Annotated in this window: 25 protein-coding genes; 19 read left to right on the forward strand and 6 right to left on the reverse strand. The window is 57.2% G+C overall.

Translation table 11 applies throughout. The features are described from left to right. Window positions 1-64: 64 nt before the first annotated feature. From QLQ17_RS06410 to QLQ17_RS06460, 11 genes are all read left to right on the forward strand, one after another. Complete coding sequence (locus QLQ17_RS06410; RefSeq protein ID WP_283208715.1) at window positions 65-1,585, forward strand: NAD(P)H-hydrate dehydratase; 1,521 nt, start codon at window positions 65-67, stop codon at window positions 1,583-1,585. A 6-nt stretch (window positions 1,586-1,591) separates the two neighbouring features. Beyond that, complete coding sequence (gene tsaE, locus QLQ17_RS06415) at window positions 1,592-2,089, forward strand: tRNA (adenosine(37)-N6)-threonylcarbamoyltransferase complex ATPase subunit type 1 TsaE (protein WP_283208716.1); 498 nt, start codon at window positions 1,592-1,594, stop codon at window positions 2,087-2,089. A gap of 43 nt (window positions 2,090-2,132) precedes the next feature. Continuing rightward, a complete protein-coding gene (locus tag QLQ17_RS06420; RefSeq protein ID WP_283208717.1) occupies window positions 2,133-3,476 on the forward strand; it encodes an N-acetylmuramoyl-L-alanine amidase in 1,344 nt (447 codons plus the stop codon). 20 nt (window positions 3,477-3,496) lie between these two features. Further along, on the forward strand, window positions 3,497-5,413 hold the full coding sequence (gene mutL, locus QLQ17_RS06425; protein ID WP_283208718.1) for a DNA mismatch repair endonuclease MutL: 1,917 nt from the start codon (window positions 3,497-3,499) through the stop codon (window positions 5,411-5,413). Window positions 5,414-5,420: 7 nt separating this feature from the next. Beyond that, a complete protein-coding gene (gene miaA, locus QLQ17_RS06430; protein WP_283208719.1) occupies window positions 5,421-6,431 on the forward strand; it encodes a tRNA (adenosine(37)-N6)-dimethylallyltransferase MiaA in 1,011 nt (336 codons plus the stop codon). A 37-nt stretch (window positions 6,432-6,468) separates the two neighbouring features. Further along, the gene (gene hfq, locus QLQ17_RS06435; RefSeq protein ID WP_135802723.1) at window positions 6,469-6,717 is read left to right on the forward strand and encodes an RNA chaperone Hfq; all 249 of its coding nucleotides are present in this window, start codon (window positions 6,469-6,471) and stop codon (window positions 6,715-6,717) included. Between the two features lie 139 nt (window positions 6,718-6,856). Then, window positions 6,857-8,149 (forward strand): ribosome rescue GTPase HflX, encoded by a 1,293-nt coding sequence (hflX, locus tag QLQ17_RS06440; protein ID WP_283208720.1) that lies wholly within the window; start codon window positions 6,857-6,859, stop codon window positions 8,147-8,149. Window positions 8,150-8,233: 84 nt separating this feature from the next. Further along, window positions 8,234-9,421, forward strand: coding sequence for an FtsH protease activity modulator HflK (hflK, locus tag QLQ17_RS06445; RefSeq protein WP_283208721.1), 1,188 nt, complete (start codon window positions 8,234-8,236; stop codon window positions 9,419-9,421). A gap of 1 nt (window position 9,422) precedes the next feature. Continuing rightward, complete coding sequence (gene hflC, locus QLQ17_RS06450; protein ID WP_283208722.1) at window positions 9,423-10,298, forward strand: protease modulator HflC; 876 nt, start codon at window positions 9,423-9,425, stop codon at window positions 10,296-10,298. 182 nt (window positions 10,299-10,480) lie between these two features. Continuing rightward, complete coding sequence (locus QLQ17_RS06455) at window positions 10,481-11,662, forward strand: ATP phosphoribosyltransferase regulatory subunit (protein WP_283208723.1); 1,182 nt, start codon at window positions 10,481-10,483, stop codon at window positions 11,660-11,662. Window positions 11,663-11,689: 27 nt separating this feature from the next. Next, window positions 11,690-12,985: an adenylosuccinate synthase gene (locus QLQ17_RS06460; RefSeq protein ID WP_283208724.1), complete on the forward strand. Its 1,296-nt coding sequence runs from the start codon at window positions 11,690-11,692 to the stop codon at window positions 12,983-12,985. 33 nt (window positions 12,986-13,018) lie between these two features. Here QLQ17_RS06460 and cmoB read toward each other — a convergent pair whose 3' ends face one another. Genes cmoB through QLQ17_RS06485 form a run of 5 tightly spaced genes read right to left on the reverse strand, consistent with a single transcriptional unit; the run spans window position 13,019 to window position 16,635 of the window. Continuing rightward, a complete protein-coding gene (gene cmoB, locus QLQ17_RS06465) occupies window positions 13,019-14,014 on the reverse strand; it encodes a tRNA 5-methoxyuridine(34)/uridine 5-oxyacetic acid(34) synthase CmoB (RefSeq protein ID WP_283208725.1) in 996 nt (331 codons plus the stop codon). A gap of 18 nt (window positions 14,015-14,032) precedes the next feature. After that, window positions 14,033-14,788, reverse strand: coding sequence for a carboxy-S-adenosyl-L-methionine synthase CmoA (gene cmoA / locus QLQ17_RS06470; protein ID WP_283208726.1), 756 nt, complete (start codon window positions 14,786-14,788; stop codon window positions 14,033-14,035). Between the two features lie 14 nt (window positions 14,789-14,802). Beyond that, window positions 14,803-15,162 (reverse strand): PA3694 family proteiin, encoded by a 360-nt coding sequence (locus tag QLQ17_RS06475; RefSeq protein ID WP_283208727.1) that lies wholly within the window; start codon window positions 15,160-15,162, stop codon window positions 14,803-14,805. A 24-nt stretch (window positions 15,163-15,186) separates the two neighbouring features. After that, on the reverse strand, window positions 15,187-16,203 hold the full coding sequence (locus tag QLQ17_RS06480; protein ID WP_283208728.1) for a serine/threonine protein kinase: 1,017 nt from the start codon (window positions 16,201-16,203) through the stop codon (window positions 15,187-15,189). A gap of 9 nt (window positions 16,204-16,212) precedes the next feature. Continuing rightward, window positions 16,213-16,635 (reverse strand): hypothetical protein, encoded by a 423-nt coding sequence (locus QLQ17_RS06485; protein ID WP_283208729.1) that lies wholly within the window; start codon window positions 16,633-16,635, stop codon window positions 16,213-16,215. A 148-nt stretch (window positions 16,636-16,783) separates the two neighbouring features. Between QLQ17_RS06485 and QLQ17_RS06490 the strand changes: the two genes are divergently transcribed. Then, complete coding sequence (locus tag QLQ17_RS06490; protein WP_283208730.1) at window positions 16,784-17,896, forward strand: NAD(P)/FAD-dependent oxidoreductase; 1,113 nt, start codon at window positions 16,784-16,786, stop codon at window positions 17,894-17,896. Between the two features lie 7 nt (window positions 17,897-17,903). On the opposite strand, the gene QLQ17_RS06495 is transcribed toward QLQ17_RS06490, so the two are convergent. Next, the gene (locus tag QLQ17_RS06495; RefSeq protein WP_283208731.1) at window positions 17,904-18,368 is read right to left on the reverse strand and encodes a ComF family protein; all 465 of its coding nucleotides are present in this window, start codon (window positions 18,366-18,368) and stop codon (window positions 17,904-17,906) included. 309 nt (window positions 18,369-18,677) lie between these two features. Here QLQ17_RS06495 and bioB point away from each other — a divergent pair, with 309 nt between their 5' ends. From bioB to QLQ17_RS06530, 7 genes are read left to right on the forward strand one after another with little or no spacing between them, the layout of a single operon-like run. Then, window positions 18,678-19,760, forward strand: coding sequence for a biotin synthase BioB (bioB, locus tag QLQ17_RS06500; RefSeq protein WP_283208732.1), 1,083 nt, complete (start codon window positions 18,678-18,680; stop codon window positions 19,758-19,760). A 26-nt stretch (window positions 19,761-19,786) separates the two neighbouring features. Continuing rightward, window positions 19,787-20,965: an 8-amino-7-oxononanoate synthase gene (gene bioF, locus QLQ17_RS06505; RefSeq protein ID WP_283208733.1), complete on the forward strand. Its 1,179-nt coding sequence runs from the start codon at window positions 19,787-19,789 to the stop codon at window positions 20,963-20,965. Further along, the gene (locus QLQ17_RS06510) at window positions 20,962-21,714 is read left to right on the forward strand and encodes an alpha/beta fold hydrolase (protein ID WP_283208734.1); all 753 of its coding nucleotides are present in this window, start codon (window positions 20,962-20,964) and stop codon (window positions 21,712-21,714) included. The genes bioF and QLQ17_RS06510 overlap by 4 nt, the downstream gene beginning before the upstream one ends. After that, window positions 21,711-22,535, forward strand: coding sequence for a malonyl-ACP O-methyltransferase BioC (gene bioC, locus QLQ17_RS06515; protein WP_283208735.1), 825 nt, complete (start codon window positions 21,711-21,713; stop codon window positions 22,533-22,535). The genes QLQ17_RS06510 and bioC overlap by 4 nt, the downstream gene beginning before the upstream one ends. Before the next feature lie 19 nt (window positions 22,536-22,554). Next, the gene (gene bioD / locus QLQ17_RS06520; protein WP_283208736.1) at window positions 22,555-23,247 is read left to right on the forward strand and encodes a dethiobiotin synthase; all 693 of its coding nucleotides are present in this window, start codon (window positions 22,555-22,557) and stop codon (window positions 23,245-23,247) included. Between the two features lie 50 nt (window positions 23,248-23,297). Next, complete coding sequence (locus QLQ17_RS06525; RefSeq protein ID WP_283208737.1) at window positions 23,298-23,543, forward strand: flagellar biosynthesis protein FlgE; 246 nt, start codon at window positions 23,298-23,300, stop codon at window positions 23,541-23,543. A 42-nt stretch (window positions 23,544-23,585) separates the two neighbouring features. Then, window positions 23,586-24,254, forward strand: a complete 669-nt coding sequence (locus QLQ17_RS06530) for a putative metalloprotease CJM1_0395 family protein (RefSeq protein WP_283208738.1) — start codon at window positions 23,586-23,588, stop codon at window positions 24,252-24,254. Window positions 24,255-24,303: the final 49 nt, after the last annotated feature.

Below are 24,303 nucleotides of genomic sequence, written 5' to 3' on the forward strand. Positions count from 1 at the left end.
GCTATGCTTTACAGGCAGCTGGCCGATTTTCTTAATCCGGATTCTTTAGCGGGAGCGGTTTTCAATGCCCCTGGCGCAGGACAACAGTCTACCAGAAGACCTTTACTCCGCCGATGCGGTGCAGGCGATCGATCGTTATGTGATTGATCAGCAAGGGGTCGATGGCTTTGAGCTTATGCAAGCGGCGGCGGCCAGTGCGTTCCGTCGGCTGGTTCGAACCTGGCCAGAGCCTTCCTCGTTGTTGGTGCTTTGCGGGGCTGGAAATAACGGTGGTGACGGCTACCTGATTGCCGCTAACGCAAGGCGACACGGTATTCGCGTTCATTGCGTGGCCGTGGCGCCTACGGAAAAGTTGAAAGGGGATGCTCGTAAAGCCTGGCATAAGGCGGAAGCAGATGGCGTCGATGTGCAGGCGCTGTCAGACATCGATGGCCTTCCACTTGGCGATGTGGAATTGATCGTCGATGCCATGCTGGGCACGGGCGTGACTGGTTCGCCCCGGGAGCCGTTTGCGGATTTGATTGACCGGTGCAACGCTGTTACTACGCCGGTTCTGGCCGTCGATGTGCCCTCCGGGTTGGATTCGACCCGGGGCACCGTCACTGGCACGGCCATTCGAGCAGACATGACGGTGACCTTCATTGCGTTGAAAGCAGGGCTGTTTACCGGACATGGGCCTGAATGTTGTGGAAGCCTGGCGTTCGAATCTCTGGAAACAGATGACTGGGCGCAAGAAAGCGGGCAGGCGCCGATTGCAAAGCGAGTGGATTGGTCTGGCATTGCATCACGGTTACCCCGTCGACCCGCCAATGCCCACAAAGGGCGTTTTGGGCATGTGCTTGTGGTTGCCGGCGAGCGGGGGTTCGGCGGGGCCGGGATTCTTGCGGCAGAAGCCGCTGCGCGAACCGGAGCCGGGTTAATTACCCTGGGGACGCGACCGGAGTACGTCGGCCCAGCGTTGGCGCGCTGTCCGTCCCTGATGGCTCATGCGATCACCCACGGGTCAGAACTCAAGCCTTTGCTAGAGTCGGCGACGGTCATCGTGTGTGGTCCCGGTATCGGTCGAGGCGCCTGGGGGCAACAGATGCTTCAGCAAGTCGTTGATAGCGGCAAGCCCCGGATTCTGGATGCCGATGCACTGAACCTGATGGCGACGCGGGTTGCGCAGCCGGCGGACAACCACATTCTGACTCCTCATCCCGGTGAAGCCGCCAGGCTTTTGGGTTGCACAGTGCCTGAGGTTGAGGCGGATCGAGTTGCGGCTGCGGTCAGGCTGCAGGAAGTCTATGGCGGTGTCGTTTTGCTGAAAGGCGCCGGCACGGTGGTAGCGGATGGCAAGGGACTACCCGTCATCATCAGTGGTAGCAATCCCGGTATGGCCACCGGCGGCATGGGAGATGTGCTGTCTGGAATCATTGGTGGATTGCGCGGCCAATTGTCTGACGACAGCCTCGCAGCGGAGATGGGCGCCTCACTGCATCTGGCGGCAGCCGACAAAGCGTCTGAAACAAAAGGCGCGCTGGGGTTGCTGCCTCAGGATGTGATTGATGCGCTTCCATCGGTTCTGATTCGGGCCGAGGTGTAGGTGTCGATGACAAAAGATGAGTTGCGAGATGTTTACCGTATGTTCTTGGCCGATGACTCGGCCACGGAGTCGCTGGGGCGCTCGCTGGCTGAGGTGGTGAAAGGCTGCCATAAAGGGGTCACGGTATTTTTGCAGGGCAATCTGGGTATGGGCAAAACCACGTTGAGCCGGGGCGTTATGCGGGGCATGGGGCACGATGGGGCAGTGAAAAGTCCCACCTATACGATTGTAGAGCCCTACGAGCACCTTGAGCCGGTGGTGTATCACTTTGACCTGTACCGGTTGGGTGACCCGGAGGAGCTGGAATATCTGGGTATCCGGGATTATTTCGGTAAACGCAGTCTCTGTCTGATCGAGTGGGCAGAGAAGGGGCAGGGTATTCTGCCTTCGCCTGATCTGAGGTTTTTACTCGAACTCAAAGACGAGGGGCGCCAGGCCACGCTGACGTCAGAGACGTCCCTGGGAAAGGAATTGCTGGAAAGCCTGCGGGCATCCGGCGGATAATCAGGGACATTACAGAAGGTTGACTTCAATGCAGGTGTTTAGCATGAAAACCAGACTGTGCTTGCGACACATCATCACTTCACTGCTGCTGGTTCTGGCGTTGCCTGTCAGCGCCGGTGTGAATGTTGAAAGCGTGAGGATCTGGCCGGCTCCAGACCATACTCGCCTGGTATTGGACGTGGGTGACTCGGTTGATCACAACATTTTCTCCCTGACTGGCCCGGCCCGTCTGGTCATTGACCTGAAAAACACCCGGCTGAAAGCCGATTTTGGTGCTCTGGATCTGAGTGGTAGCCCCGTTCGCCGCATCCGCAGTGCGCCCCGCAATGGCAATGACCTTCGGGTAGTGCTGGACCTGAAAAGCGACATCAAACCCAGAAGCTTCCAATTGGAACCCAATCAGCAGTACGGCCATCGTTTGGTGGTTGATCTGATTGACGAGGGGGCAAAAAACGCCCGCGAGGAAGCCAAGCCAACGGTCACCGACAGTGCCAATGGCAAACGGGACATTGTGGTGGTGATCGACGCTGGTCACGGCGGTGAGGATCCTGGTGCGATTGGTCCCAGAGGCACCCGAGAAAAAGACGTGGTGTTGAACATGGCTCGCAGGCTGGCTGATCTGATTGAAGAGAAACCTGGCTACACTGCGCGTCTGACACGTACCGGTGATTACTATATTGATCTGCGTAGCCGCACGATCCTGGCGCGTAAACACAACGCGGATCTGTTTGTTTCTGTTCATGCCGATGCATTCCGCACGCCTCAACCAAGGGGCGCTTCCGTGTTTGCGTTGTCCCAGCGGGGCGCGACCAGTGAAACGGCTCGCTGGCTGGCCAAAACCGAAAACCGTTCTGATCTGATTGGCGGCGCTGGTGGCGTGTCGCTGGATGGCCGGGATGACACTCTGGCGGGTGTCTTGCTGGATCTGTCCATGACAGCCAGTATCAATTCAAGTCTTGGTGTGGGTAGCTCCATACTTAACGAACTTGGTGGGGTTGCCAAACTCCATAAGACAGGCGTGGAGCAGGCGGCATTCGCCGTTCTCAAATCGCCGGACATTCCGTCGATCCTCGTTGAAGCCGGGTTTATTTCCAACCCCACCGAGGAAAAGAATCTGTCCAGCGCCGCTTATCAGCGAAAGCTGTCTCATGCGGTTTTTCGTGGCATCGACGAATACTTCCGCAAGACGCCACCGCCCGGCACGTTGCTGGCATGGCAGAAGCGAAATGGCGACAGCAAAATCAGTCAATATCGTATCCAGCGGGGAGACACGCTGTCCGGCGTTGCGCGTCGCACCCAGACAACCGTTAGCGAGCTAATGCGATATAACGGACTGAACAACGACCGTGTTATGGTAGGGCAAACCATTCGCATACCCGCTTCCTGAACAATGAGGTCGTTTCCTACATGCCCGCCATCCGATTGCTGTCACCGCGCCTGGCAAACCAGATTGCTGCAGGCGAGGTGGTTGAGCGCCCGGCTTCCGTTGCAAAAGAACTGATTGAAAACGCTCTGGATGCGGGTGCCCGCAGGATTGATATTGATATCGAGCAGGGCGGCGTCAAACTCATACGGGTTCGTGATGACGGCAATGGCATCGGTGAAGACGATCTGCCGTTGGCGCTGAGTCGGCATGCTACCAGCAAAATTGCCGACCTCGATGACCTTGAAGCGGTTGCCTCCCTTGGCTTCCGGGGCGAGGCCCTGGCCAGTATTTCGTCCGTTTCCAGGCTTGCGCTGACGTCGCGCACCGAAGCTCAGGAGGCGGCGTCCAAAGTCGAGGTTGAAGGGCGTGACATGGACGCCACCATTGCACCTGCCGCCCATCCGGTGGGCACGACGGTCGAGGTGCGGGATCTGTTCTTCAACACACCGGCCCGCCGCAAGTTTCTGCGTACCGAAAAAACCGAATTTAACCACGTGGAAGAGTGTGTCCGGCGCCAGGCATTGAGCCGATTCGACACCGGCTTTACCCTGCGTCATAACCAGCGCGTGGTTCAGAGCCTGCGGCCTGCAGAAAATCCGCTGGACCGCGAGCGCCGCATTGGTTCTCTGTGCGGTCAGCAGTTTATCGACAATGCCGTCCTGATTGATGCCGAAGCCACAGGTTTGCGGCTCTGGGGCTGGGTCGCATTGCCGACTTTTTCCCGAAGCCAGGCTGATCTGCAGTATTTCTTTGTTAACGGCCGGGTGATTCGTGATCGACTGGTCGCCCACGCGGTTCGCCAAGCTTACCGGGATGTGCTCTACAACAATCGCCATCCGGCGTTCGTGCTGTATCTCGAAGTTGATCCGGCCTCGGTGGATGTGAACGTGCATCCGACCAAGCATGAGGTGCGCTTCAGGGACGGCCGTCTGGTCCATGATTTTATTTTCCGGACACTTCACAAGGCGCTGGCGGATGTGCGGCCCGATGACCATTTACGCGGAGCGGTGGCGCAGTCGGAACATCGTCAGCCCTCGGTGCATGCACAGACCTTCGGCGTGCAAGTCCCCATGACCGATGCCCAGCCTGTTGGTTTCAATAGTGGTGCAGGGCATGCTCAGGCATCGACAAGCAACGCCTTTGCTGGTGTGCAGGCAGATCGTTCGGGCCAGCCGGAATGGCAGGTTCGTGACCAGATGGCGTTCTATCAGTCTTTAAATCAGGGCGGTGGTGTCGAGGAGTCTGGTGGGGATGTGGCTCCGCCCATGGATCGTCCGGCAGCGATGAACACACCCCCGATGCCACAGGGTGACGAACCACCGCTCGGCTATGCCATCGCCCAGTTACATGGCATCTATATACTGGCGCAAAGCCACCAGGGGCTGATCGTGGTGGACATGCATGCCGCCCACGAGCGCATTACCTATGAGCGCATGAAGCGCGCTATGGACGCCCAGGATCTGAAAAGTCAGCCGCTGCTGGTGCCTGTGTCTCTGGCCGTCAGCCAGAAGGAAGCAGCCCTGGCAGAAACGCATGGGGAAGAGCTGCTGCAGCTCGGACTGAGGGTTGAACGAATTGGTCCTGAAACTCTTGCGGTGCGCCAGGTGCCCGCTTTATTGCGAGGTGCTGATACAGAACAGCTGGTACGGGATGTGTTGTCGGATCTCATCGAAAACGGGGAAAGTGATCGAGTAGAGGCCGTAACTCATGAACTGCTGGGGACAATGGCCTGCCACGGGTCGGTCCGGGCCAACCGTCAGTTAACGATTCCTGAAATGAATACCTTGCTTCGGGACATGGAAGCCACTGAGCGAAGCGGGCAGTGCAACCACGGGCGCCCCACATGGACAGTCATGACGCTATCGGAACTCGATAAACTGTTTTTGCGGGGGCGATAGGTTCGAGATGTCCGACCATCCCCCGGCCATATTCCTGATGGGGCCAACGGCCTCCGGGAAAACAGATCTGGCCATTGAGATTTGCCGCCGTTTTCCGTGCGACATCATCAGCGTCGATTCAGCCATGATTTACCGAGGTATGGATATTGGTACCGCCAAGCCTTCTCCGGAAGAACTGGCGGTAGCTCCCCATCGACTGATCGATATTTGCGATCCTGCTGACACCTATTCAGCGGCGGATTTCCGAAACGATGCGCTGGCCGAGATGTCTGAGATTGCCGCCAAGGGCCGAATTCCGCTGTTGGTTGGCGGAACCATGATGTACTTCAAGGCTTTGTTGCAGGGCATGTCAGATCTTCCCTCGGCCGATTCCGACCTGCGCCGGCAGCTGGAAAATCAGGCGGATCAGCAAGGATGGGCCTCGTTGTACCGGGAGCTTGAGGCAAAGGACCCGGTGGCGGCAAAGCTGATCCACCCCAACAACCGTCAACGCCTGCTCAGGGCTGTTGAAGTGATTCGATTGACGGGCAGACCCATATCCGAGCTCTGGCGGCCGTCAGGTTCCGGAGCTTCCGACGAAAGTGGGGGTGAGGATTTCACCTATTTCACTCGGTGGCAGGCAGACGAATCGCCGACTCTTCCGTATACTGTGATACAGCTTGCGCTGGCGCCGGCTGAGCGACGAGTTCTGCACGAAAGAATTCGCCGTCGATTCCAGGCGATGCTGGATGCGGGTTTTCTCGACGAAGTCAGGGAATTAATGGCCAGAGGTGATCTTCACCCCGATCTCCCCTCGATGCGCTGTGTTGGATACCGTCAGGCCTGGTCGCATTTGGCTGGCGAATATGACGAACAGGTATTGGTGGAAAAAGGGGTGGCTGCCACTCGGCAGCTTGCTAAACGGCAGCTGACTTGGCTGCGAAAATGGTCCGATTTGGACTGGCTGGATAGCGACGATTTTCAACAGGTTGATAAGGCCTTGAAAATCATCGGGTCTCGCACCACATTGAAGCTTTAAATGACGATCTGCTTTTACTATAAACAGGAGAATAAACATGTCAAAAGGGCAATCCTTACAAGACCCTTACCTCAACGCCTTACGCAAGGAGCGCATTCCGGTCTCGATCTTTCTGGTGAATGGCATCAAGCTGCAAGGCCAGATTGAATCTTTCGACCAGTTCGTAATTCTTTTGAAAAACACAGTCAGCCAGATGGTGTACAAGCACGCCATCTCAACCGTTGTGCCGGCACGCAATGTCCGTATTCCGCCGCAGGCACCGGGCGGTGAAGAGTCCGAGGACTGATTTGTCCAGACCGGGCAGACGTTGTAACACCCGTGAATCTGAAGGGCTCCAGTGTTGATATGGCTTGGGGCTTTCTCAGGTACACGGGTGTTTGTTTTTAAGGGCCCGCCCCATTTGAACGATCAGGAGTTACTTTTACTTGTTTGAGCGCCCCGACGTTGGCGAACGCGCCATCATCGTCCACATTGATTTTACCTCGTACGAAGACACCGAAGACCCGGACGAATTCCGTGAACTGGTCTGGTCGGCTGGCGTCGAAGCTGTGGGTGTCATCACAGGTACCCGCAAACAGCCGAGTCCGCGGCTGTTTGTAGGCGCGGGCAAGCTCGAAGAAATCCGGGATGCCATTGCAGCCAACGAGGCAGACGTTGTGCTGTTTAATCACGCGCTCAGTCCCAGCCAGGAGCGAAACGTCGAGCGGGAGCTCAAATGCCGCGTATTGGACCGTACCGGTGTCATACTGGACATTTTCGCCCAGCGCGCCAGAACCCATGAGGGCAAATTGCAGGTCGAGCTTGCCCAGCTTGAGCACATGTCTACTCGTTTGATTCGGGGCTGGACACACCTTGAGCGCCAGAAAGGTGGTATCGGGCTTCGTGGGCCGGGTGAAACCCAGTTGGAAACGGACCGACGGTTGCTGCGCGAAAGGATCAAATCCATTCACCGGCGCCTTGAAAAGGTCCGCAAGCAGCGGAATCAGGGTCGTCGGGCCCGCAACCGGGCCGATATACCCACGGTGTCCCTGGTGGGTTATACCAACGCAGGTAAATCAACGCTGTTCAATCGGCTGACCACTTCCACTGTCTATGCTGCGGATCAGCTGTTTGCGACACTGGATCCGACCCTTCGCCGTCTGGAACTTCCGGACATCGGACCTGTCGTTATGGCGGACACGGTTGGTTTTATTCGCCACCTCCCCCATAAACTGGTTGAGGCATTCCGTGCAACTCTCGAAGAAACTACACAGGCATCGATTTTGCTGCACATTGTTGACTGCCATGATCATCGTCGTGATGAGAACATTGAGCAGGTAGAAGAGGTGCTGGCGGAAATTGGTGCTGACGAGATTCCTGTATTGCAGGTTTTCAATAAAATTGACCTTCTTGATGGTTTTTCGCCAAGAGTTGATCGTAATGAAGAAGGGATCCCGGTCCGGGTTTGGGTATCGGCGGTATCCGGTCAGGGCATGGATGAATTGTTCGATGCAGTGGTCGAACGGCTTGCAGAGGACGTAGTACATCACTTTGTGTGCCTGCGCCCCGTCGATGGCAAACTCAGGGCATTGTTGCACGAGGCCGGATCTGTACTGGCCGAAAACCACCGTGATAATGGGGATTCGGTGCTTGAGGTTCGCCTACAGCAGAGGGATTGGCTTCAGTTGCTCAGTAGAGCAGGAATGACAGAAAACGACGTAACACTGGAACAGACATAGAGTTAAGCAGGCTGCGCTATTGCCGGGGCGCTTATAAATCCCTAGTATTTGCAGCCATTCGATCAGTTAGGAACGGAGAACGATATGGCCTGGAATGAACCGGGTGGGAACCGCAATGACAACGATCCCTGGGGAACCGGAGGTGGTCGCGGCGGTAATGATCAGGGGCCGCCGGACCTGGATGAGGCGCTGAAGAAAGGCCTCGACAAGCTCAACAAGCTGCTGGGTGGCAAAGGCAGCAACTCCGGCGGCAATGGCTCATCCTCCGGCAATAGTGGCGGATTCGGGGCAGTACTTGCCATCGCGGCGATCATTTTTGCTGGCTACGTCATTTTTCAGTCGTTCTATACGGTGGACGAGCAGGAGCGCGCGGTGGTGTTGCGTTTCGGTGAGTTCAGTCGTACCGAGAACCCGGGCCTGCAATTCAAAGTGCCTTTGATTGACGACGTGACTCTGGTGCGGGTGACCAACGTACGGAACGCCGAATCCTCGGGCCAGATGCTGACCCAGGATGAGAATCTGGTTTCAGTGGATCTGCAGGTGCAGTACCGCGTCGGCGATGCCCGTGCTTATGTGCTGAATGTGCGCGATTCTAATCAGGCTTTGGCCTTTGCGACCGACAGTGCTTTGCGTCATGAAGTGGGCAGTTCAACACTCGATGACGTGCTGACCGAAGGCCGTGCAGAGCTGGCGGTTCGGGTAGAGCAGCGGCTGCAGACGTTTCTTGAGGAATACGGCACGGGACTGGAACTGGTACGGGTTAACGTTGAAAGCACCCAGCCACCGCAGCCGGTTCAGGACGCCTTCCGCGAAGTACAGCGTGCCCGAGAAGACGAGCAGCAAGTTAAGGAAGAAGCAGAGCGCTATCGCAACAAGATCGTGCCTGAAGCACGAGGCCGTGCTCAGCGTCTGACGGAAGAAGCCGCAGCATACAAAGAAGAAGTCATCGAGCGTGCCCGTGGTGAAACCGCTCGCTTCCTGGCCGTTCTGGGTGTGTATAACCAGGCTCCGGAAGTGACTCGTGAGCGTATGTACATTCAGGCACTGGAAACCGTATTGTCGAACAGCAGCAAGATCATGGTGGACACTGAAAGTGGTGACAACATGATGTATCTGCCGCTTGATCGATTGACCAGTCCGTCCGGCGCCAGCGTGGGAAGCGGTGGTAACAGCGGTTCAGGCAAGAGTCAGGCGGACATCAAGGCGCTGGCTGACGAGGTAATGCAGGAGCTGCAGAGCCGTCAGAATTCAAGCACTCGGAGGAGTCGTTAATATGGGAGCTAAAGGTGTAGTGGGCCTTGCCGGCGCCCTCATTGTGGTGCTGGTGGTATTGTCCAGCGTGTATATTATCCCTGAGACTCATCGCGGTGTTCTGTTGCGCTTTGGTGAGCTCATTGAGACTGACATACAGGCGGGTATTCATTTCAAGGTACCGGTGATCGATCAGGTCCGGGAATTTGACGTTCGGGTTCTGACCACCGATTTGCCCTCTCGTCAGTACCTGACCATCGAGAAGAAACCACTGGACGTGGATTCTTACATCGCCTGGAAGATCCGCGACGTGGATCAGTTCTACCGTGCGACTGGTGGAGACGAGTATCGTGCGTCCTCACTGTTGCTGTCGCGGGTCGACAACGGTCTTCGCGATGAGTTCGGTGTTCGCACCATGGTGGAAGTCGTGTCGGGGCAGCGCGATGAGCTGATGAACACGCTGACAACCCGTGTGAACGAGACGGCCAAATCCGAGTTCGGTATCGAAGTCGTTGATATCCGTGTCAAAGCCATCGAGTTTCCTGGCCAGGTCAGTCAAAACGTGTTCCGCCGTATGGCGACCGAGCGTGAAAAGCTGGCTCAGGAATTCCGCTCTCGCGGTAACGAGCTGGCGGAAGGTATTCGCGCCGATGCGGATCGTCAGCGCACTGTAATCCTGGCTGAAGCCTTTGCTAAGGCCGAGGAAGTGCGCGGTGAGGGCGATGCTCAAGCGGCTCAGATCTATGCGGATGCGTATGGCTCAGACAGCGAGTTTTACGCCTTCTATCGAAGCCTCGAAGCGTATCAGAGCACCTTCGCCGATAAGGGCGACATCATGGTGATCGACGCCGAAAGCGACTTCCTGAAGTATCTCAAGGACCCGATGGGTAACCGCTGATACGGCAGGTGTTGCGGTGAAAACCGGAATGCTCAGGCATTCCGGTTTTTTTGTGTCTGCCAACAGTGTAAAATCTCGCCGGTTTTGGTCCGGGTTTTCTGTTCCGGACATCGCCTTAAATCCTGTGCACAACCCGATGCGCGCCCGCCAGCGCCACGGGTCAGAACGGACAACCGAATCTCATGACAGTATCTGATCGCTGGCTTCTGCCTGATGGCGTCGAAGACATTCTTCCGCCGCTGGCTGGACAGATCGAATCTTTGCGCCGGGATGTCATGGACACCTGTCAGCGCTGGGGCTACCAGCTGGTTATTCCGCCACTCATTGAATACCTGGAATCATTGTTCACCGGAACCGGCCACGATCTGGAATTGCAGACGTTCAAGCTGACCGATCAGCTGACCGGGAGAATGATGGGGCTGCGTGCCGATATGACGCCACAGGCCGCCCGCATCGATGCCCATACTCTGGGCCAGGATGGCATTACCCGTTTGTGTTACGCAGGCCATGTGCTTCACACCCGGCCACGGCACATGCTGACGGGGCGCACGCCGATTCAGGCAGGCTGCGAGCTGTTTGGTAGCAGCTCCGAAACCGCAGATATGGAAGTCATTGGGCTGCTGCTGGAAACTCTTCGAGTAGCTGGCCTACCGAAAGTGCATCTGGATCTTGCGCATGTGGCCATCTACGAAAACCTGGTGCGCGAAGCCGGGTTTGACCGTGACACGGGAGCCGCGATATTCGATGCCATGGCACGAAAATCGGTGCCGGAGCTGGACGAATGGCTGGGCGATTGTCCCAAGGGCTCTGCCGGCGACATGCTTCGCAAGCTTGCCCGGGTCAGCGGTGGCCGCGATGCGTTAAAAGAGGCCAGCTCGATTCTTGCAAGCGCCCCCAAGGCGTTGCAGGAAGCGCTGGAACAGCTGGAACGGGTCGCAGACATGCTGGAGCGGCACTTCCCGGAGGTGAGCTTCGGTTTCGATTTCTGCGAACTTCGCGGGTACAACTATCACACCGGGCTGGTCTTTGCGGCCTACGTCCCTGGCCACGGTGACGCGGTTGGCAAAGGTGGCCGTTACGACGCCATTGGCAGTGATTTTGGCCGCGCACGCCCTGCGACCGGTTTCAGTCTGGATATTCGTTCGTTGGCGTCTCTTGGGCAGCGGGCCAGTCATTCATCCGGACTGATCTGGGCGCCAGCCAATGAGGACGATGCGCTTGAAGGCGTGATTGCCGGGCTGCGTCTTACTGAAACGGTCATTCGGGCACTGCCGGAAGACGGCGACACCGACCCCCGCACTCGGGGATGCGACAGAATACTTGTTAAGCGTGACGGCCAGTGGGTCGTGGAACACCTGGACTAACTGAGCTGGACGAATCGAGAGAACATCATGGGTAAGAACGTTGTAGTACTGGGCACCCAATGGGGTGACGAAGGCAAAGGTAAGATCGTTGACCTGCTGACAGACAAAGTGGCCGCCGTCGTCCGTTTTCAGGGCGGTCACAACGCTGGCCACACGCTCGTTATCGAGGGCAAGAAAACGGCCCTTCACCTGATTCCATCCGGCATATTGCGCCAGGACGTTCAGTGTCTGATTGGTAACGGCGTTGTATTGTCGCCGGAGGCTCTGCTCAAGGAAGTCCGGGAATTGGAATCCAACGGCGTCGCCGTGCGTGAGCGCCTGAAAATCAGCCTGGCGTGCCCGATCATTCTGAAGACCCATGTGCGTATTGATCAGGCCCGCGAGCGCGCCCGCGGTGTAGACAAGATTGGTACCACAGGGCGTGGTATAGGCCCCGCGTACGAAGACAAAGCAAGCCGCCGGGGCGTTCGTCTGGGTGATTTGCTGAATCCCGTGAGTTTCGAAGAGAAGCTGCGGGAAATCATGACCTACCACAACTTCGTGTTGACCGAGTATTTCAAGGAAGAAGCCGAAGATATCGACCAGGTTCTGGCCGAGCTGCGCGGCATGGGTGAGGAAATCCTGCCGATGGCGGCAGACGTCACCGACATTCTTCACGACTTGCGAAAGCGTGGCGAACACATCCTGTTCGAAGGTGCGCAGGGTTCCTTGCTGGACATTGATCTGGGTACCTACCCTTACGTGACCTCCTCCAACACCACCGCCGGCGGCACCGCAACCGGCTCCGGTTTTGGGCCGCTGTTCCTGGATTACGTGCTGGGTATTACCAAGGCTTACACGACCCGCGTAGGTTCAGGTCCCTTCCCGACGGAGCTGTTTGATGACATGGGCCATCACCTGGCTGTGAAAGGTAACGAGATTGGTACCACTACCGGCCGTTCACGCCGGTGTGGCTGGTTTGATGCCGTCGCGTTGCGTCATGCCATTCAAATCAACAGTGTGTCCGGTATCTGTCTGACCAAGCTCGATGTGCTCGACGGCATGGACACCGTCAAGGTGTGCATCGGCTACAAGACACCACAGGGCGAAATTTTCCGTCCACCCATCGGCTGCGACACCTTCAAGGACATTGAGCCTGTTTACGAGGAACTGCCGGGCTGGAAGGAAAGCACCTTCGGCCTGACCTCGTTGGATCAGCTGCCAGAGAATGCCCGTGCTTACATCCACTTCCTGGAGGAGCAGATCGAGGCGCCGATTGATATCATTTCAACCGGCCCGGATCGGGTTGAAACGGTCATTCTTCGGCATCCGTTCGGCGAATAAGAGCGGATACTGAACTCAGCGAGCAAACCCGATTCAGGGTTTGCTCGCGACGAATGTCGCCCGTTTGGGGCCAGGATAACCTTCAATGGTTTTGCTCGGGTCGTCCGGATCCAGAAAGTCTTCCAGCGACTGGAAACGCATCCAGTCGGTCTGTCTTTGCTCTTCGACGGTTGTCACGCTGACATCCACTACGCGAGCGTCTTTGAAACCACATCGATCCAGCCATCTCAGAAGCGTGTCGCAACTGGGCAGAAACCAGACGTTGCGCATCTGGCCGTAGCGATCCTTCGGCATCAAGCTGTAACCCTCCGGCCCATCAACGACAAGCGTTTCCAACACCAGCTCGCCCCCACGCTTGAGTGTGTCCTTCAGTTCCAGTAAATGGTCGAGGGGCGCGCGGCGGTGGTATAGCACGCCCATGGAAAAGGTGGTGTCGAAGGCTTCCAGCCGACGTGGCAAGTCTTCCAGTCGTATGGGCAGGATATCGGCCCTTGGTTCCGGTAAAATGTATTTCCGGACGGCCAGGAACTGGAACAGAAAGAGGAGTCCGGGATCAACCCCGATGACACGGCTGGCGCCCTTGCCAAGCATTCGCCACAGGTGATATCCGGATCCACACCCCACATCCAGCACTGTTCTACCTGACAGATCGGACAAATGAGGCGCCACGCGGTCCCACTTCCAGTCGGATCGCCATTCGGTGTCAATGTACGTGCCAAAGAGTTGGAAGGGCCCTTTGCGCCAGGGCATCAGACCCCTTAATCCGGCTTCAAGCTGTTCGATAGCGGTCCCTGACAGCGGCTCGGGAGCGCTCAACGTTACTTCCGGTTTATTGAAGTCGACGTTAGCGGTGTCTACCTGAGGGAGTGATGCCAGAGCAGCCATCCATCTGCCCACATCACCGTGTGGATTGTCATCAAACCGCTGTCTTAGTTGTTGCCCGAGCTGTGATGTCCAGCTTTCAAGGCCACGTTCCGTTAGGTCCTTGAGCAGAGGCCCGTAGCAGTTCTGCCAGTCGAAATTCGTCATGGAGTGTTAATGATCCGTTCAGGGCGATTTTATGGCCAGCATGGAAACAAAATTAAAGCACTGGTACCAGACCATGACCCGCGTGAAACCTGCGGTATGGAGGCGTTCCTGATGCTCCGCAAGGGTCTCAGGCAATAACACCCGTTCCAGTGCTGACCGCTTCTGGCTGATCTCCAGGTCGGAATAGCCGTTGGCCCGTTTGAACTCGTGGTGTAGCTCGGTCTGAGCAGCTTGTTCTACGTCGGACTCAAAGCGGATTTTTTCGGACAGAATCAGCACGCCGCCGGGCAGGGTGGCATCGGCAATGCGTCCGAGCAATTCGGTTCTGCGTTCTGGGGCAACAAATTGCAGGGTAAAATTCAGTGTTGTGACCGAAGTGTTCTGGATGTCCGTGTCCAGGATGTCTTCACATTTCAGGGTGACTGGCAGCGGGTGGTCGTCCAGAGCGATGTAGTGTTCACACCGCTCGATCATCGCGTCCGAATTATCAACGCCGATCAACGTACATTCGCGGTCACCGATGCCATGCCGCATAGCCAGGGTGGACGCCCCCAGCGAGCAGCCAAGGTCGTAGCAGTGACTGCCGGGCTGCGCATACTGATCGGTGATGACCTCGATCATTGGAATAATGGTGGTGTAGCCGGGCACGGATCGACGGATCATATCCGGGAACACGCGGGCGACGGCGGAATCGAAGCGGAACTCACCGGAGGACTGCTCGGTTGCGAATAGTCGGTCCTGGGCCTGGTCGGGCTTTTTTGTGGAAGAAGACATCAGCCGGGCTCCTTTTACTGTCCGGTGTTGTCATGAACCGGGCGGTCGTGGACGGGCCCAGGACCACGGCTGCATCGAACACCGCGGTTTTTATAATCAACCAGTATACCCCGGAAATCCGGGTCAACGTCGGCAGCGATAGCAAGAAAGCCCTGCTCGCAAACCGCGTGCAATTCGGATGCCTTCGGGGACATCCTGAAGGGTTCGCCCGGTTTGATATGAATGGCTTCGAATTCCCCAACCGGCACGTGGTCCTTGTTATCTGAATGGTCGATTTTACCGGCAAATTCCAGCGCCACAATGGTTGCCACTAGTGTAATTACAGCCGTCAAAATAAGACTTCTGATGGTAAATCTGGCGTCAGTCTGGCTCACTCTTAGCTCCGATGTCGGGGTGTTTTAAAACTGCCCGGGCAGGCTGATCGACGGGCTCTGCAATGCCGCTAGCTGCTCCCGCAGGGACAGAATCTGATCAGACCAGAACCGGGGTTGGGCGAACCACGGGAAAAAACGCGGAAATGCGGGGTCGTCCCATCGCTTTGCCAACCAGGCGCAATGGGCAATCTGGCGGTAGCAGCGTAGTGGTTCAATCAGATGACGTTCCCGGCGGTTAAAGTCACGGAACATTTCGTAGCCTTCCAAAAGCTCGCCAAACTGCTGGCCACGTTCCACGTCATCACCGTTGAGCAATAACCACAGGTCCTGAATGGCTGGCCCAGTGCGGCAATCATCCAGGTCAACAAACAGCATCTGCTCTTCGCGACAGAGGATGTTGCCAGCATGGCAGTCACCGTGAATTCTGAGCGAGTGCACGTCGCCAGCGTCGTCCATTCTGCGCTTGCAGCTGGCAATCAGGTCTGGAAGCAGGGAATCCCAGGCAGGTCTCAAATCTTCAGGAACCCAGCCTGCGTTGACCAGGAATTCATTATTGGCTCGCAAGCCCTGGATAAGATCCATGGTGGGACGTTCAACAAAATCCTGGGTATCACCGCAGTTATGCAATTGACCCAGCCACTGGCCAAGACGATAAAGAGTGTCAGTCACACTGGTGTCAGGTGCCTGGCCGCCACGCTGGGGGAATACGGCAAACAGGAATTCGCCAACCCGCCCCAGGGTTTCACCGGTGGGCAAGGCCATTGGGGCAACCACCGGTATGTCGGCATCGAGAAGCTGCCGGGTAAAGTCATGCTCTTCACGAATTTGGGGCTCGCTCCATCGCCCGGGACGGTAGAACTTGGCAATCACCGGAGATTGCTCCTCAATACCAATCTGATAAACCCGGTTTTCATAGCTGTTGAGTGCAAACAGGCGACCGCTGACTTCAAAGCCAGCGTCTTCAAGTCCGTCTAGAATAACGTCCGGGGTCAATGAGTCGTAGGGGTGAGCGCTGGATGTCGCATTGGTGGTATCAGTCATAAGGACGAGTTAGCGCCTTGCACTCTGCCTGGATTGCATGTCGCTCAGGTGATACCAGTTTTCGTCCAGTTCCCAGCGGATTCGGTCAATGCCGGATTGGCCCAGGATGATGTCGCCAGCACGCGCCTGAACCTGAGCCATTTCACGCTCCGCTCGCTGCCACTCCCGGCTGGTGTCGGCAAGATTACGCATGCTCGGGAAAACCGCGTTCAGCGCATCCCGGGTTGGGGTGGAGTGAGAGCGTAAGGAACTCATAATGGCGGTATTTCCTTCCACTCGAACAACCCGGTGCTGGTAGGGATACTTGGCCACAATGTCGTCGTCCTGAAGGGCATGGTTGAGGCTGATGACCTCAAAGCCACGCCATCCCAGCCAGCCTACAAATATAGCGGCGACCAGCATTACGATGATGAATTGCTTCCTGTCCGTCATTGATCTTTGGCTCCCAGCACTTGCTTCAGCGCGAAGTATAACGGTTTTAGGGGTGTCACCGTAATGCGATTGCTGGTTTTTACTGCGCCGTGCTTTTGAGATACTCGATGGCTTGCTTCGTTACAGTCTCTTCAGTCGGATCAAAGCCATGACAGATCTCGATATCTTCCAGACCCATTCCGTTGTTGTCGGTGCTGGCGTTGTTGGGCTGGCTGTGGCCAGGGCCCTGGCACGCCAGGGCAGGGAAGTGATTGTGCTTGAGTCCGGGCCGAGATTTGGCGAGGGCGTGTCGTCGCGCAACAGCGAGGTGGTCCATGCTGGTATCTACTACCCGGAGGATTCGCTGAAGGCAGAGCTTTGCGTAAAGGGACGGCAAGACCTTTATGAGTTCTGTGGCTCTCGCCATTTGCCGATCCATAAATGTGGAAAGTGGATCGTTGCTCAGGGGCCGGAGGTTGAAAGGCTTGCAGCGATAAAAGCTCAGGCCTCGCGCAATGGCGTGGATTTGCATTGGTGGGAAGGGCCTTCATTCAAATCCAGGCTCCCTGAGGTCAACGCGCACGCCGCGCTGTTTTCGCCGGAGACCGGCATTGTAGATAGTCATGCCATGATGTTGGCTTTACTGGGGGAGCTTGAAGATGCCGGCGGGCAGTTGATTTGTCAGGCGCCCGTTGAGCAGGTTGTCAGTGAGCCTGCTGGATATCGTATCAGGGTGGGTGGTCAGGCGCCCTGCTGGCTACAAGCCTCTCAGCTTGTCAATTCGGCAGGGCTTGGTGCCATTGCTTTGGCTCAGCGATTGGAGGGGTTGCCCGATCAATGTATTCCGCGGCCGTTTTATGCCAGAGGCGTGTACTTCAGCTATCCGGGAAAACATCCCTTCCGGTCTTTGGTGTATCCCGTCCCCGAACCGGGAGGGCTCGGCATTCATCTGACGCTGGATATGGCCGGACAGGTGCGCTTCGGCCCGGATGTTGAATGGGTGGAAACCCCCGATTTCACCGTGGATGGCCAGCGAGCGAGCCAGTTTGCGGCGAGTGTCCGCAGGTGGTGGCCGAGGCTGGACGAGCGTCGCCTTCAGCCTGCGTACGCGGGCGTCAGGCCTAAGCTTCATGGCCCTGAGGATTCGTTTGCGGACTTTCAGATTCAGGGGCAGGCCGACCATGGATTGCCCGGTCTGGTGAATCTGTTCGGGATTGAGTCCCCCGGGCTTACCGCCTCACTGGCGATAGCGGATCGGGTTGCCGATCTGCTTGGCCAGTAGTTGCGAGCTACCCCGGCGTGCGCGCCAGCGCCCAAATTTCGATCTCCTTTACGCCCACCTCTTTCATGACCGCGGCCAATTGACGGGTGGTAGCGCCGGTGGTTATTACGTCGTCTACCAATGCGACTCTGTCTGGCAGGAGTTTGGTCACCGCAAACACTCCCTGAAGATTGGCCAGTCGGGCCTGGCGATTAAGGCCGCGTTGGGTCGGCGTGTATCGCGTTCTTTTCAAAGAATCTGCAGACCAGGGGATGCCCAGCTCACGGCTGAGATGTTCGGCAATGTCGGCTGCCTGGTTGAAACCTCTTTTCCTGCGGCGCGCCGGATGCATAGGTGCGGGGATCAAAAGCTCTGGTCGGCGCTCCGGCGGGCGGTAGAAGGTCTTTTCGACTGTTTTCGATAATCCGTGGATCAAAGGCCGTGCGTAGGCTCGCTGTCCGGAATCCTTGTACCTTTGGACCAGGGCGTCCACGGGAAACCGGTAGCGCCACGGGGCGATTGTCCGGCTAAACGCAGGTGGGTCTTTTAGGCATTGTCCACAGACTAAATTGCCGCTGCTGAACGGCAGCGGCAGGGCGCAAACTCTGCACTGACACAGGTTTTCGGGCAGGTCATTCGCACAATTCAGGCATAGGCCGAAGTGGCCATTGGGGGAATGACAGGCAACGCAGCTTCCTTTGCTGTTAACCTTTAGTGCAAACAAGGTTGACAGCGACTTCAGTCCCTTTATCATTTGGTCATCCGTTAACCAGCGAACTATGGAAAGTAACAGGACTCTATTATGGCCGCCACCGAACCACTCACCAAGCCTCTTGCAACCGCACGACACGACTGGACCATGCAGGAAGCCCGTGCACTGTTCGAGCTGCCATTCAATGATCTGATGTTTCGGGCCCAGAGTGTTCATCGGGAAAATTTTGATCCCAATGAGGTTCAGGTCAGCACCCTGTTGTCGATCAAGACCGGCGCCTGCCCGGAGGATTGTAAATACTGCCCTCAAAGCGGCCATTACAACACGGGCCTGGACAAGGAAAAGTTGCTCGAGATTGAAAAGGTGGTTGCAGAAGCCAAAGCGGCCAAAGAAAAAGGCGCCTCGCGTTTTTGTATGGGCGCTGCCTGGCGTAGCCCCTCCAAGAAGGACATGGGTTACGTTGTGGACATGGTGAAACAGGTGAAATCCCTGGGCCTTGAAACCTGCATGACCCTGGGAATGCTGGAACAGGAGCAGGCGGATGAATTGGCCGAGGCGGGCCTGGATTACTACAACCACAATCTGGATACCTCCGAGAAGTATTACAGTCACATCATTACGACGCGGACCTACCAGGACCGTCTGGATACGCTGGATAACGTGCGTAAGGCTGGCATGAAAGTGTGCTGTGGCGGCATTGTCGGGATGGGTGAAGACCCGGACGACCGCGTCGGATTGCTGGTTCAACTGGCTAACCTGCCACAGCAGCCGGAAAGCGTACCGGTCAACATGTTGGTGAAAGTGCCAGGCACGCCCATGGAAGATGTGGAAGATCTGGATCCGTTTGACTTCATTCGGACCATTGCGGTGGCGCGCATCATGATGCCTGCGTCTCACGTTCGCCTTTCTGCAGGCCGTGAGGAAATGAATGAGCAAATGCAGTCTCTGTGTTTCCTGGCCGGTGCCAACTCGATTTTCTACGGTGAGAAACTGCTGACCACTGCCAATCCGCAGGCTGACGCTGACATGGCGCTGTTCCGCCGCCTTGGTATCCGCCCGGAAGAGCGCGAACAGGCCCACCCTGAAGAGGCCGAAGAGGAAGCGCTGGCTGAAGCAGTGGAGTATGAGCAGAACCGCCATCTGTTCTATGACGCGACCCAGGAATCCGCGTAACGCCCTGTCTGGCGCTGGAGACCACCATGCGTGATTTTGCGGGCGAGCTCGAGGAACGTAAAGCGGCTGGGCTCTACCGGGTTCGGCGTCAGATCAGCGGGCCGCAACAGCCAGCGCTGGTTTCCGACGGCGCTCCGTTACTGTCTTTCTGCAGTAATGACTATCTGGGGCTGGCAAGTCATCCTGAACTGACCCGCGTTGCCGCTGAAGCCATGAGTGAGAATGGCCTTGGCGGCGCCGCGTCTCACCTTATCTGCGGTCATCACGACGCCCATCATCAGTTGGAAGAACGTCTGGCGCGATTTACCCAGCGCAGCTCGGCGTTATTCTTCTCTACCGGCTATATGGCAAATATGGGGGTCATATCTGCCCTCGCAGGGAGAGGCGATACGATTTTTTCAGATCGGTTGAATCATGCCTCCATCATCGATGGCTGCATTCTCAGCCGCGCCAGAGTCAGGCGTTACCCTCACGGTGACACGGACGCACTGGAAACAATGCTGAAATCCACCGGCGGTCATAAGCTGGTGGTGACCGACGGCGTTTTCAGTATGGATGGCGACGTGGCGCCATTGAGGCAGCTTGCCAGTCTTTGCAAACGTCACGATGCGCTGCTGGTGGTGGATGACGCCCACGGTATTGGTGTGCTGGGCCCGGAAGGGCGTGGCAGCCTTGCAGAGTTCGGGCTGACCGAAGAAGACGTACCGGTGTTGGTCGGTACCCTTGGTAAGGCAGTCGGCACCAGCGGTGCATTTGTATCAGGACCCGGGGTATTGATGGACTACCTGGTGCAGAAGGCGCGCACTTACATCTATACCACAGCGATGCCGCCGGCCATTGCAGCGGCAACCTGTGCCAGTCTAGACCTTATTGAACGCGAGCAGGCCCGCCGGGATCACCTGCAGTCCCTGATCCGTCATTTTCGCCAACAAGCGTCCGCGATGGGGTATCAGCTCATGGCATCGGATACCCCCATTCAACCCATCATGCTGGGCGACAACTGGACAGCACTGGCACTCAGCGGGGCACTGGAAGAGCGGGGGTTACTGGTCACCGCTATTCGCCCTCCGACCGTGCCAGATGGCGAAGCACGGCTAAGGGTCACCCTCAGTGCTGCCCATACCTGGGATGATTTGAACCAGTTATTGGCCGGGCTGGATGAGAGTCGTTCACTTCTGGCCCCGGCGGCTGAACAGGCGGTATGACCCGGGCCTGGCGAAGCCTGCCCCTGATCGTGGTTGGGGGATGGGGCGTGGACGCTCTGATGTTGGCGCCAGTGGTTCGGAGCTGGCCCGCCGAAGTTCGTTATGAATCTCTGAATGATGAGTTGCTGGCAGACTGCGGTTCGATTTGCGAGGTCGCCGATGTTCTGACCCGTCGGCACCCGGAACCGGCAGTTTGGCTGGGCTGGTCGCAGGGGGCGCAGGTGGCTATGGCGGCAGCCGGTGTGAAGGATTCGCTAGTCCAGTCGGTGGTGACCGTAGCCGGCTTCCCCCGGTTTGTTAAAGCCCCTGAATGGCCCTGTGGTATGGAGCCGGCCACGTTCCAGGCGTTTGTAGCAGGCCTGAATTCCAACGCTCAGCGAACCTGGCGTCGTTTCCAACAGCTGATGATTCACGGTTGCCGACAAAGCGAGCGCTCGGAAGCGCGGCAGGAACTCATGACCTGGATTGAAAACGGGCCTGCTGCGTCAGCGGCGAATCTGGTTAAGGGGCTGCAGTGGCTGGCCGACGAGGACCAAAGAAAGGTCTGGCAATGTTCAGACGTGCCTGCGCTTCACCTTTCAGGAAGCCACGATACTCTGGTCGCTCCATGGGATCAGCAATTGTCCCTGCCCGAATGCGCCGAATGTCGGGTGATTCCCGGCATGACCCATTGGCCCCGAGGTCAGCATGCGATCAACTGCGGTCGGTCTATGGCTGAATTTTTTACCCAGCAGCAGGAGGTGGTATGACTCTCCCTTCACAGCATAAGGCGTCTGTTGCCCCTGAAAAATCCGTTATTGCCAGGGATTTTGGGGCGGCCTCCAGAACATACGATCCCGCTGCCAGGCTCCAGCGCTACATGGGGCAGGTGATGGTCGACCGTATCCTTCCGGTATCGGATCGCGACAGCGAGAGACGTGGCCTTGCGCTGGATCTCGGCTGCGGCACCGGCTGGTTCACTCGAGAGATTGGCGAACGTGGTCGAGTTGAGCACACCGTTGGCGTCGATTTGGCCCCCGGCATGCTGCAGTTTGCGAAGTCTGCCTGTCCGACCGACTTGCAATGGTTGGCTGCGGATGCCGAAGTCCTGCCGTTTAAAGACAACAGTGTTGACCTGATATTCAGCAATTTGATGATCCAGTGGGCCGAGAACCCCGAGCAAGTGCTTTCTGAATGCCGTAGGGTGCTTAAACCGGGTGGTCAGCTCATGATGTCCACCTTGCTGGATGGCACGCTGTTTGAACTCAAAGAGGCCTGGCACAAAGCGGATCCCGATCACCAGCACGTCAATCGATTTGATACGGCAGATTCCTACGCGAGTTGGGTCAATCGAACCTTGCCAGAAGCCCGGTTAAGTCAGGAGACCATCCTCCTGGACTATCCGACGCCTATGGCGCTGTTGTCGGAGCTCAAGGCCATTGGTGCGGGCTTTAAAGGCGCCGCACGACGTTCCAGTGCGACGGCGCCGGGCCGACTGCGAGCAATGTGTCGTCACTATCCAAGGGCAACCTCCGGGCAGGTTGTTGCTACCTATCAAGCCGCCTGGATTACCTTCCGGCTTCCTGAATAACTGATAGAAGTGACGTTAGATGGCAAAGAAGAGCTTTTTTGTGACTGGAACAGATACGGGCGTTGGCAAAACCCTTGTGTCAGCGGCCATTCTGCAAGCTGCCGCGGCCAAAGGTTTGAGAACTCTGGCCATGAAGCCCATCGCTTCTGGCTGTGAGGAAACGCCGGAAGGGCTCAGAAATGAGGATGCGCTGACCCTGATCGAGGCTATGACGAAACCGCTCTCGTACGATCAGGTCAATCCGGTTGCGTTGGCTCCGGCCATTGCGCCCCATGTGGCCGCTGCTCAAGCCGGTCGCCAGGTCACGTCACAGAGGTTGGTCGGTTTTTGCCGCGGCTTGCAAACCCGCCCGGCGGACCTGCTGTTGGTTGAGGGAGCGGGTGGCTGGCGCGTGCCCCTGAACGATCGTGAGACCTACGCGGCTGTGCCCGTTTCACTCCAGATGCCCGTCATCATGGTGGTTCCGCTGCAGCTTGGGTGTATCAATCATGCGATGTTAACCGCAGAGGCCATCCGCCGGGACGGTCTTTCCCTTGCGGGCTGGGTGGCGAATCGACCACGGCAAGACCTTATGGATTGCGAGCAGGAGACCCTCGACTATCTGCAGGGCCATCTGGGCGCTCGCTGTCTGGGCGTGATGCCGTGGCAGGCCAATCCTGTTCCCTCAGCGATGGCCGAGCACCTGAACATTGACGCTCTGTTTGAAAAATGACCAATTTTGTGGCCTAATTGACGTTATACACCATCTTGGAATGAGACGTTATGATCAATAACACGCTCGGAATTGGTATCCAGGGAGTTCAGGAAGGCATCCAGGGTATGGAGAAAGCCGCCCGCCAGATAGCTCGTGGAGGGGTGGATGGCCCCCAGGGTTCTGCCGAAAGTGCTGGCGGCCTGGTGGAGCCCATTCTGGATCTTAAGCTCTACGAAAGAAGTGTTGAGGCTTCTGCCCAGGTGGTCAAAACAGCGGACGAAACCCTTGGTACGTTGTTGGATATTAACGCCTGATCCGGCGGGGCGCTCCCTCGCCTGCATGCCCAGTGATCACAAATGAATCTCGTCAATCCCCTGTCTTCGAATCCGCTGACTTCCAAAGTCCCGGCATTCCGGGTCTCTGGAACGTCGGGCGCTACTACCTCTGCACCGAAAGCCGCTAATGAAACCGGTTCTGGTCAGCAGGAGGAGGGGAAGTCGAAGATTTCCGGGCGTACTGACAATCCCGAGGGCCTGGATTCTGCCGAGTTAAAGCAACTCACCGAACTCAAAGCACGCGATCGTGAAGTTCGAGCCCACGAGGCCGCCCATCAGGCGGTCGGTGGCCAGTACGCCGGCGCTATTTCGTACGTTTATGAACGAGGCCCGGATGGCGCCCAGTACGCCGTTGGTGGCGAGGTCTCGATTGATACTTCGCCGGTCAGCGGTGATCCACAGGCGACCATTGAAAAAATGCGAACTGTTAGGGCGGCGGCTTTGGCCCCGGCCGAACCATCGCCGCAGGATCGAGCCGTGGCGGCTCAGGCGATGCAGTTGATGTTGCAGGCTCAGGCCGAATTGGCGACAGATTCCGGGAGTCGGGACTCGCAGGGCCCGAAGTCCGCTGAAAGCAGTAATACCCCACGAGTCAACGAAGACGCATCCAGAACCTACCAATCTGTCGAAGGCTTCGCTGGTGCTGACGCCGAGCGGAGCCCGTCCGTCCCCTTCCAGGCAACTGCCTGAAAAACCTCTTTTTCCGACCTGTTAGTTGCGGGCACGAGCCTGAATCAAC

The sequence above is a fragment of the Marinobacter sp. CHS3-4 genome (assembly GCF_030053415.1).
Taxonomy (GTDB): Bacteria; Pseudomonadota; Gammaproteobacteria; order Pseudomonadales; family Oleiphilaceae; genus Marinobacter.

What these genes read in the sequence shown, in the direction of transcription:
- QLQ17_RS06410 (WP_283208715.1), top strand. Translation starts at nt 65, where the DNA reads ATGCCCCTGGCGCAGGACAACAGTCTACCAGAAGACCTTTACTCCGCC.
- tsaE (WP_283208716.1), top strand. Translation starts at nt 1,592, where the DNA reads ATGACAAAAGATGAGTTGCGAGATGTTTACCGTATGTTCTTGGCCGAT.
- QLQ17_RS06420 (WP_283208717.1), top strand. Translation starts at nt 2,133, where the DNA reads ATGAAAACCAGACTGTGCTTGCGACACATCATCACTTCACTGCTGCTG.
- mutL (WP_283208718.1), top strand. Translation starts at nt 3,497, where the DNA reads ATGCCCGCCATCCGATTGCTGTCACCGCGCCTGGCAAACCAGATTGCT.
- miaA (WP_283208719.1), top strand. Translation starts at nt 5,421, where the DNA reads ATGTCCGACCATCCCCCGGCCATATTCCTGATGGGGCCAACGGCCTCC.
- hfq (WP_135802723.1), top strand. Translation starts at nt 6,469, where the DNA reads ATGTCAAAAGGGCAATCCTTACAAGACCCTTACCTCAACGCCTTACGC.
- hflK (WP_283208721.1), top strand. Translation starts at nt 8,234, where the DNA reads ATGGCCTGGAATGAACCGGGTGGGAACCGCAATGACAACGATCCCTGG.
- hflC (WP_283208722.1), top strand. Translation starts at nt 9,423, where the DNA reads ATGGGAGCTAAAGGTGTAGTGGGCCTTGCCGGCGCCCTCATTGTGGTG.
- QLQ17_RS06455 (WP_283208723.1), top strand. Translation starts at nt 10,481, where the DNA reads ATGACAGTATCTGATCGCTGGCTTCTGCCTGATGGCGTCGAAGACATT.
- QLQ17_RS06460 (WP_283208724.1), top strand. Translation starts at nt 11,690, where the DNA reads ATGGGTAAGAACGTTGTAGTACTGGGCACCCAATGGGGTGACGAAGGC.
- cmoB (WP_283208725.1), bottom strand. Translation starts at nt 14,014, where the DNA reads ATGACGAATTTCGACTGGCAGAACTGCTACGGGCCTCTGCTCAAGGAC.
- cmoA (WP_283208726.1), bottom strand. Translation starts at nt 14,788, where the DNA reads ATGTCTTCTTCCACAAAAAAGCCCGACCAGGCCCAGGACCGACTATTC.
- QLQ17_RS06480 (WP_283208728.1), bottom strand. Translation starts at nt 16,203, where the DNA reads ATGACTGATACCACCAATGCGACATCCAGCGCTCACCCCTACGACTCA.
- QLQ17_RS06485 (WP_283208729.1), bottom strand. Translation starts at nt 16,635, where the DNA reads ATGACGGACAGGAAGCAATTCATCATCGTAATGCTGGTCGCCGCTATA.
- QLQ17_RS06490 (WP_283208730.1), top strand. Translation starts at nt 16,784, where the DNA reads ATGACAGATCTCGATATCTTCCAGACCCATTCCGTTGTTGTCGGTGCT.
- bioB (WP_283208732.1), top strand. Translation starts at nt 18,678, where the DNA reads ATGGCCGCCACCGAACCACTCACCAAGCCTCTTGCAACCGCACGACAC.
- bioF (WP_283208733.1), top strand. Translation starts at nt 19,787, where the DNA reads ATGCGTGATTTTGCGGGCGAGCTCGAGGAACGTAAAGCGGCTGGGCTC.
- QLQ17_RS06510 (WP_283208734.1), top strand. Translation starts at nt 20,962, where the DNA reads ATGACCCGGGCCTGGCGAAGCCTGCCCCTGATCGTGGTTGGGGGATGG.
- bioC (WP_283208735.1), top strand. Translation starts at nt 21,711, where the DNA reads ATGACTCTCCCTTCACAGCATAAGGCGTCTGTTGCCCCTGAAAAATCC.
- bioD (WP_283208736.1), top strand. Translation starts at nt 22,555, where the DNA reads ATGGCAAAGAAGAGCTTTTTTGTGACTGGAACAGATACGGGCGTTGGC.
- QLQ17_RS06525 (WP_283208737.1), top strand. Translation starts at nt 23,298, where the DNA reads ATGATCAATAACACGCTCGGAATTGGTATCCAGGGAGTTCAGGAAGGC.
- QLQ17_RS06530 (WP_283208738.1), top strand. Translation starts at nt 23,586, where the DNA reads ATGAATCTCGTCAATCCCCTGTCTTCGAATCCGCTGACTTCCAAAGTC.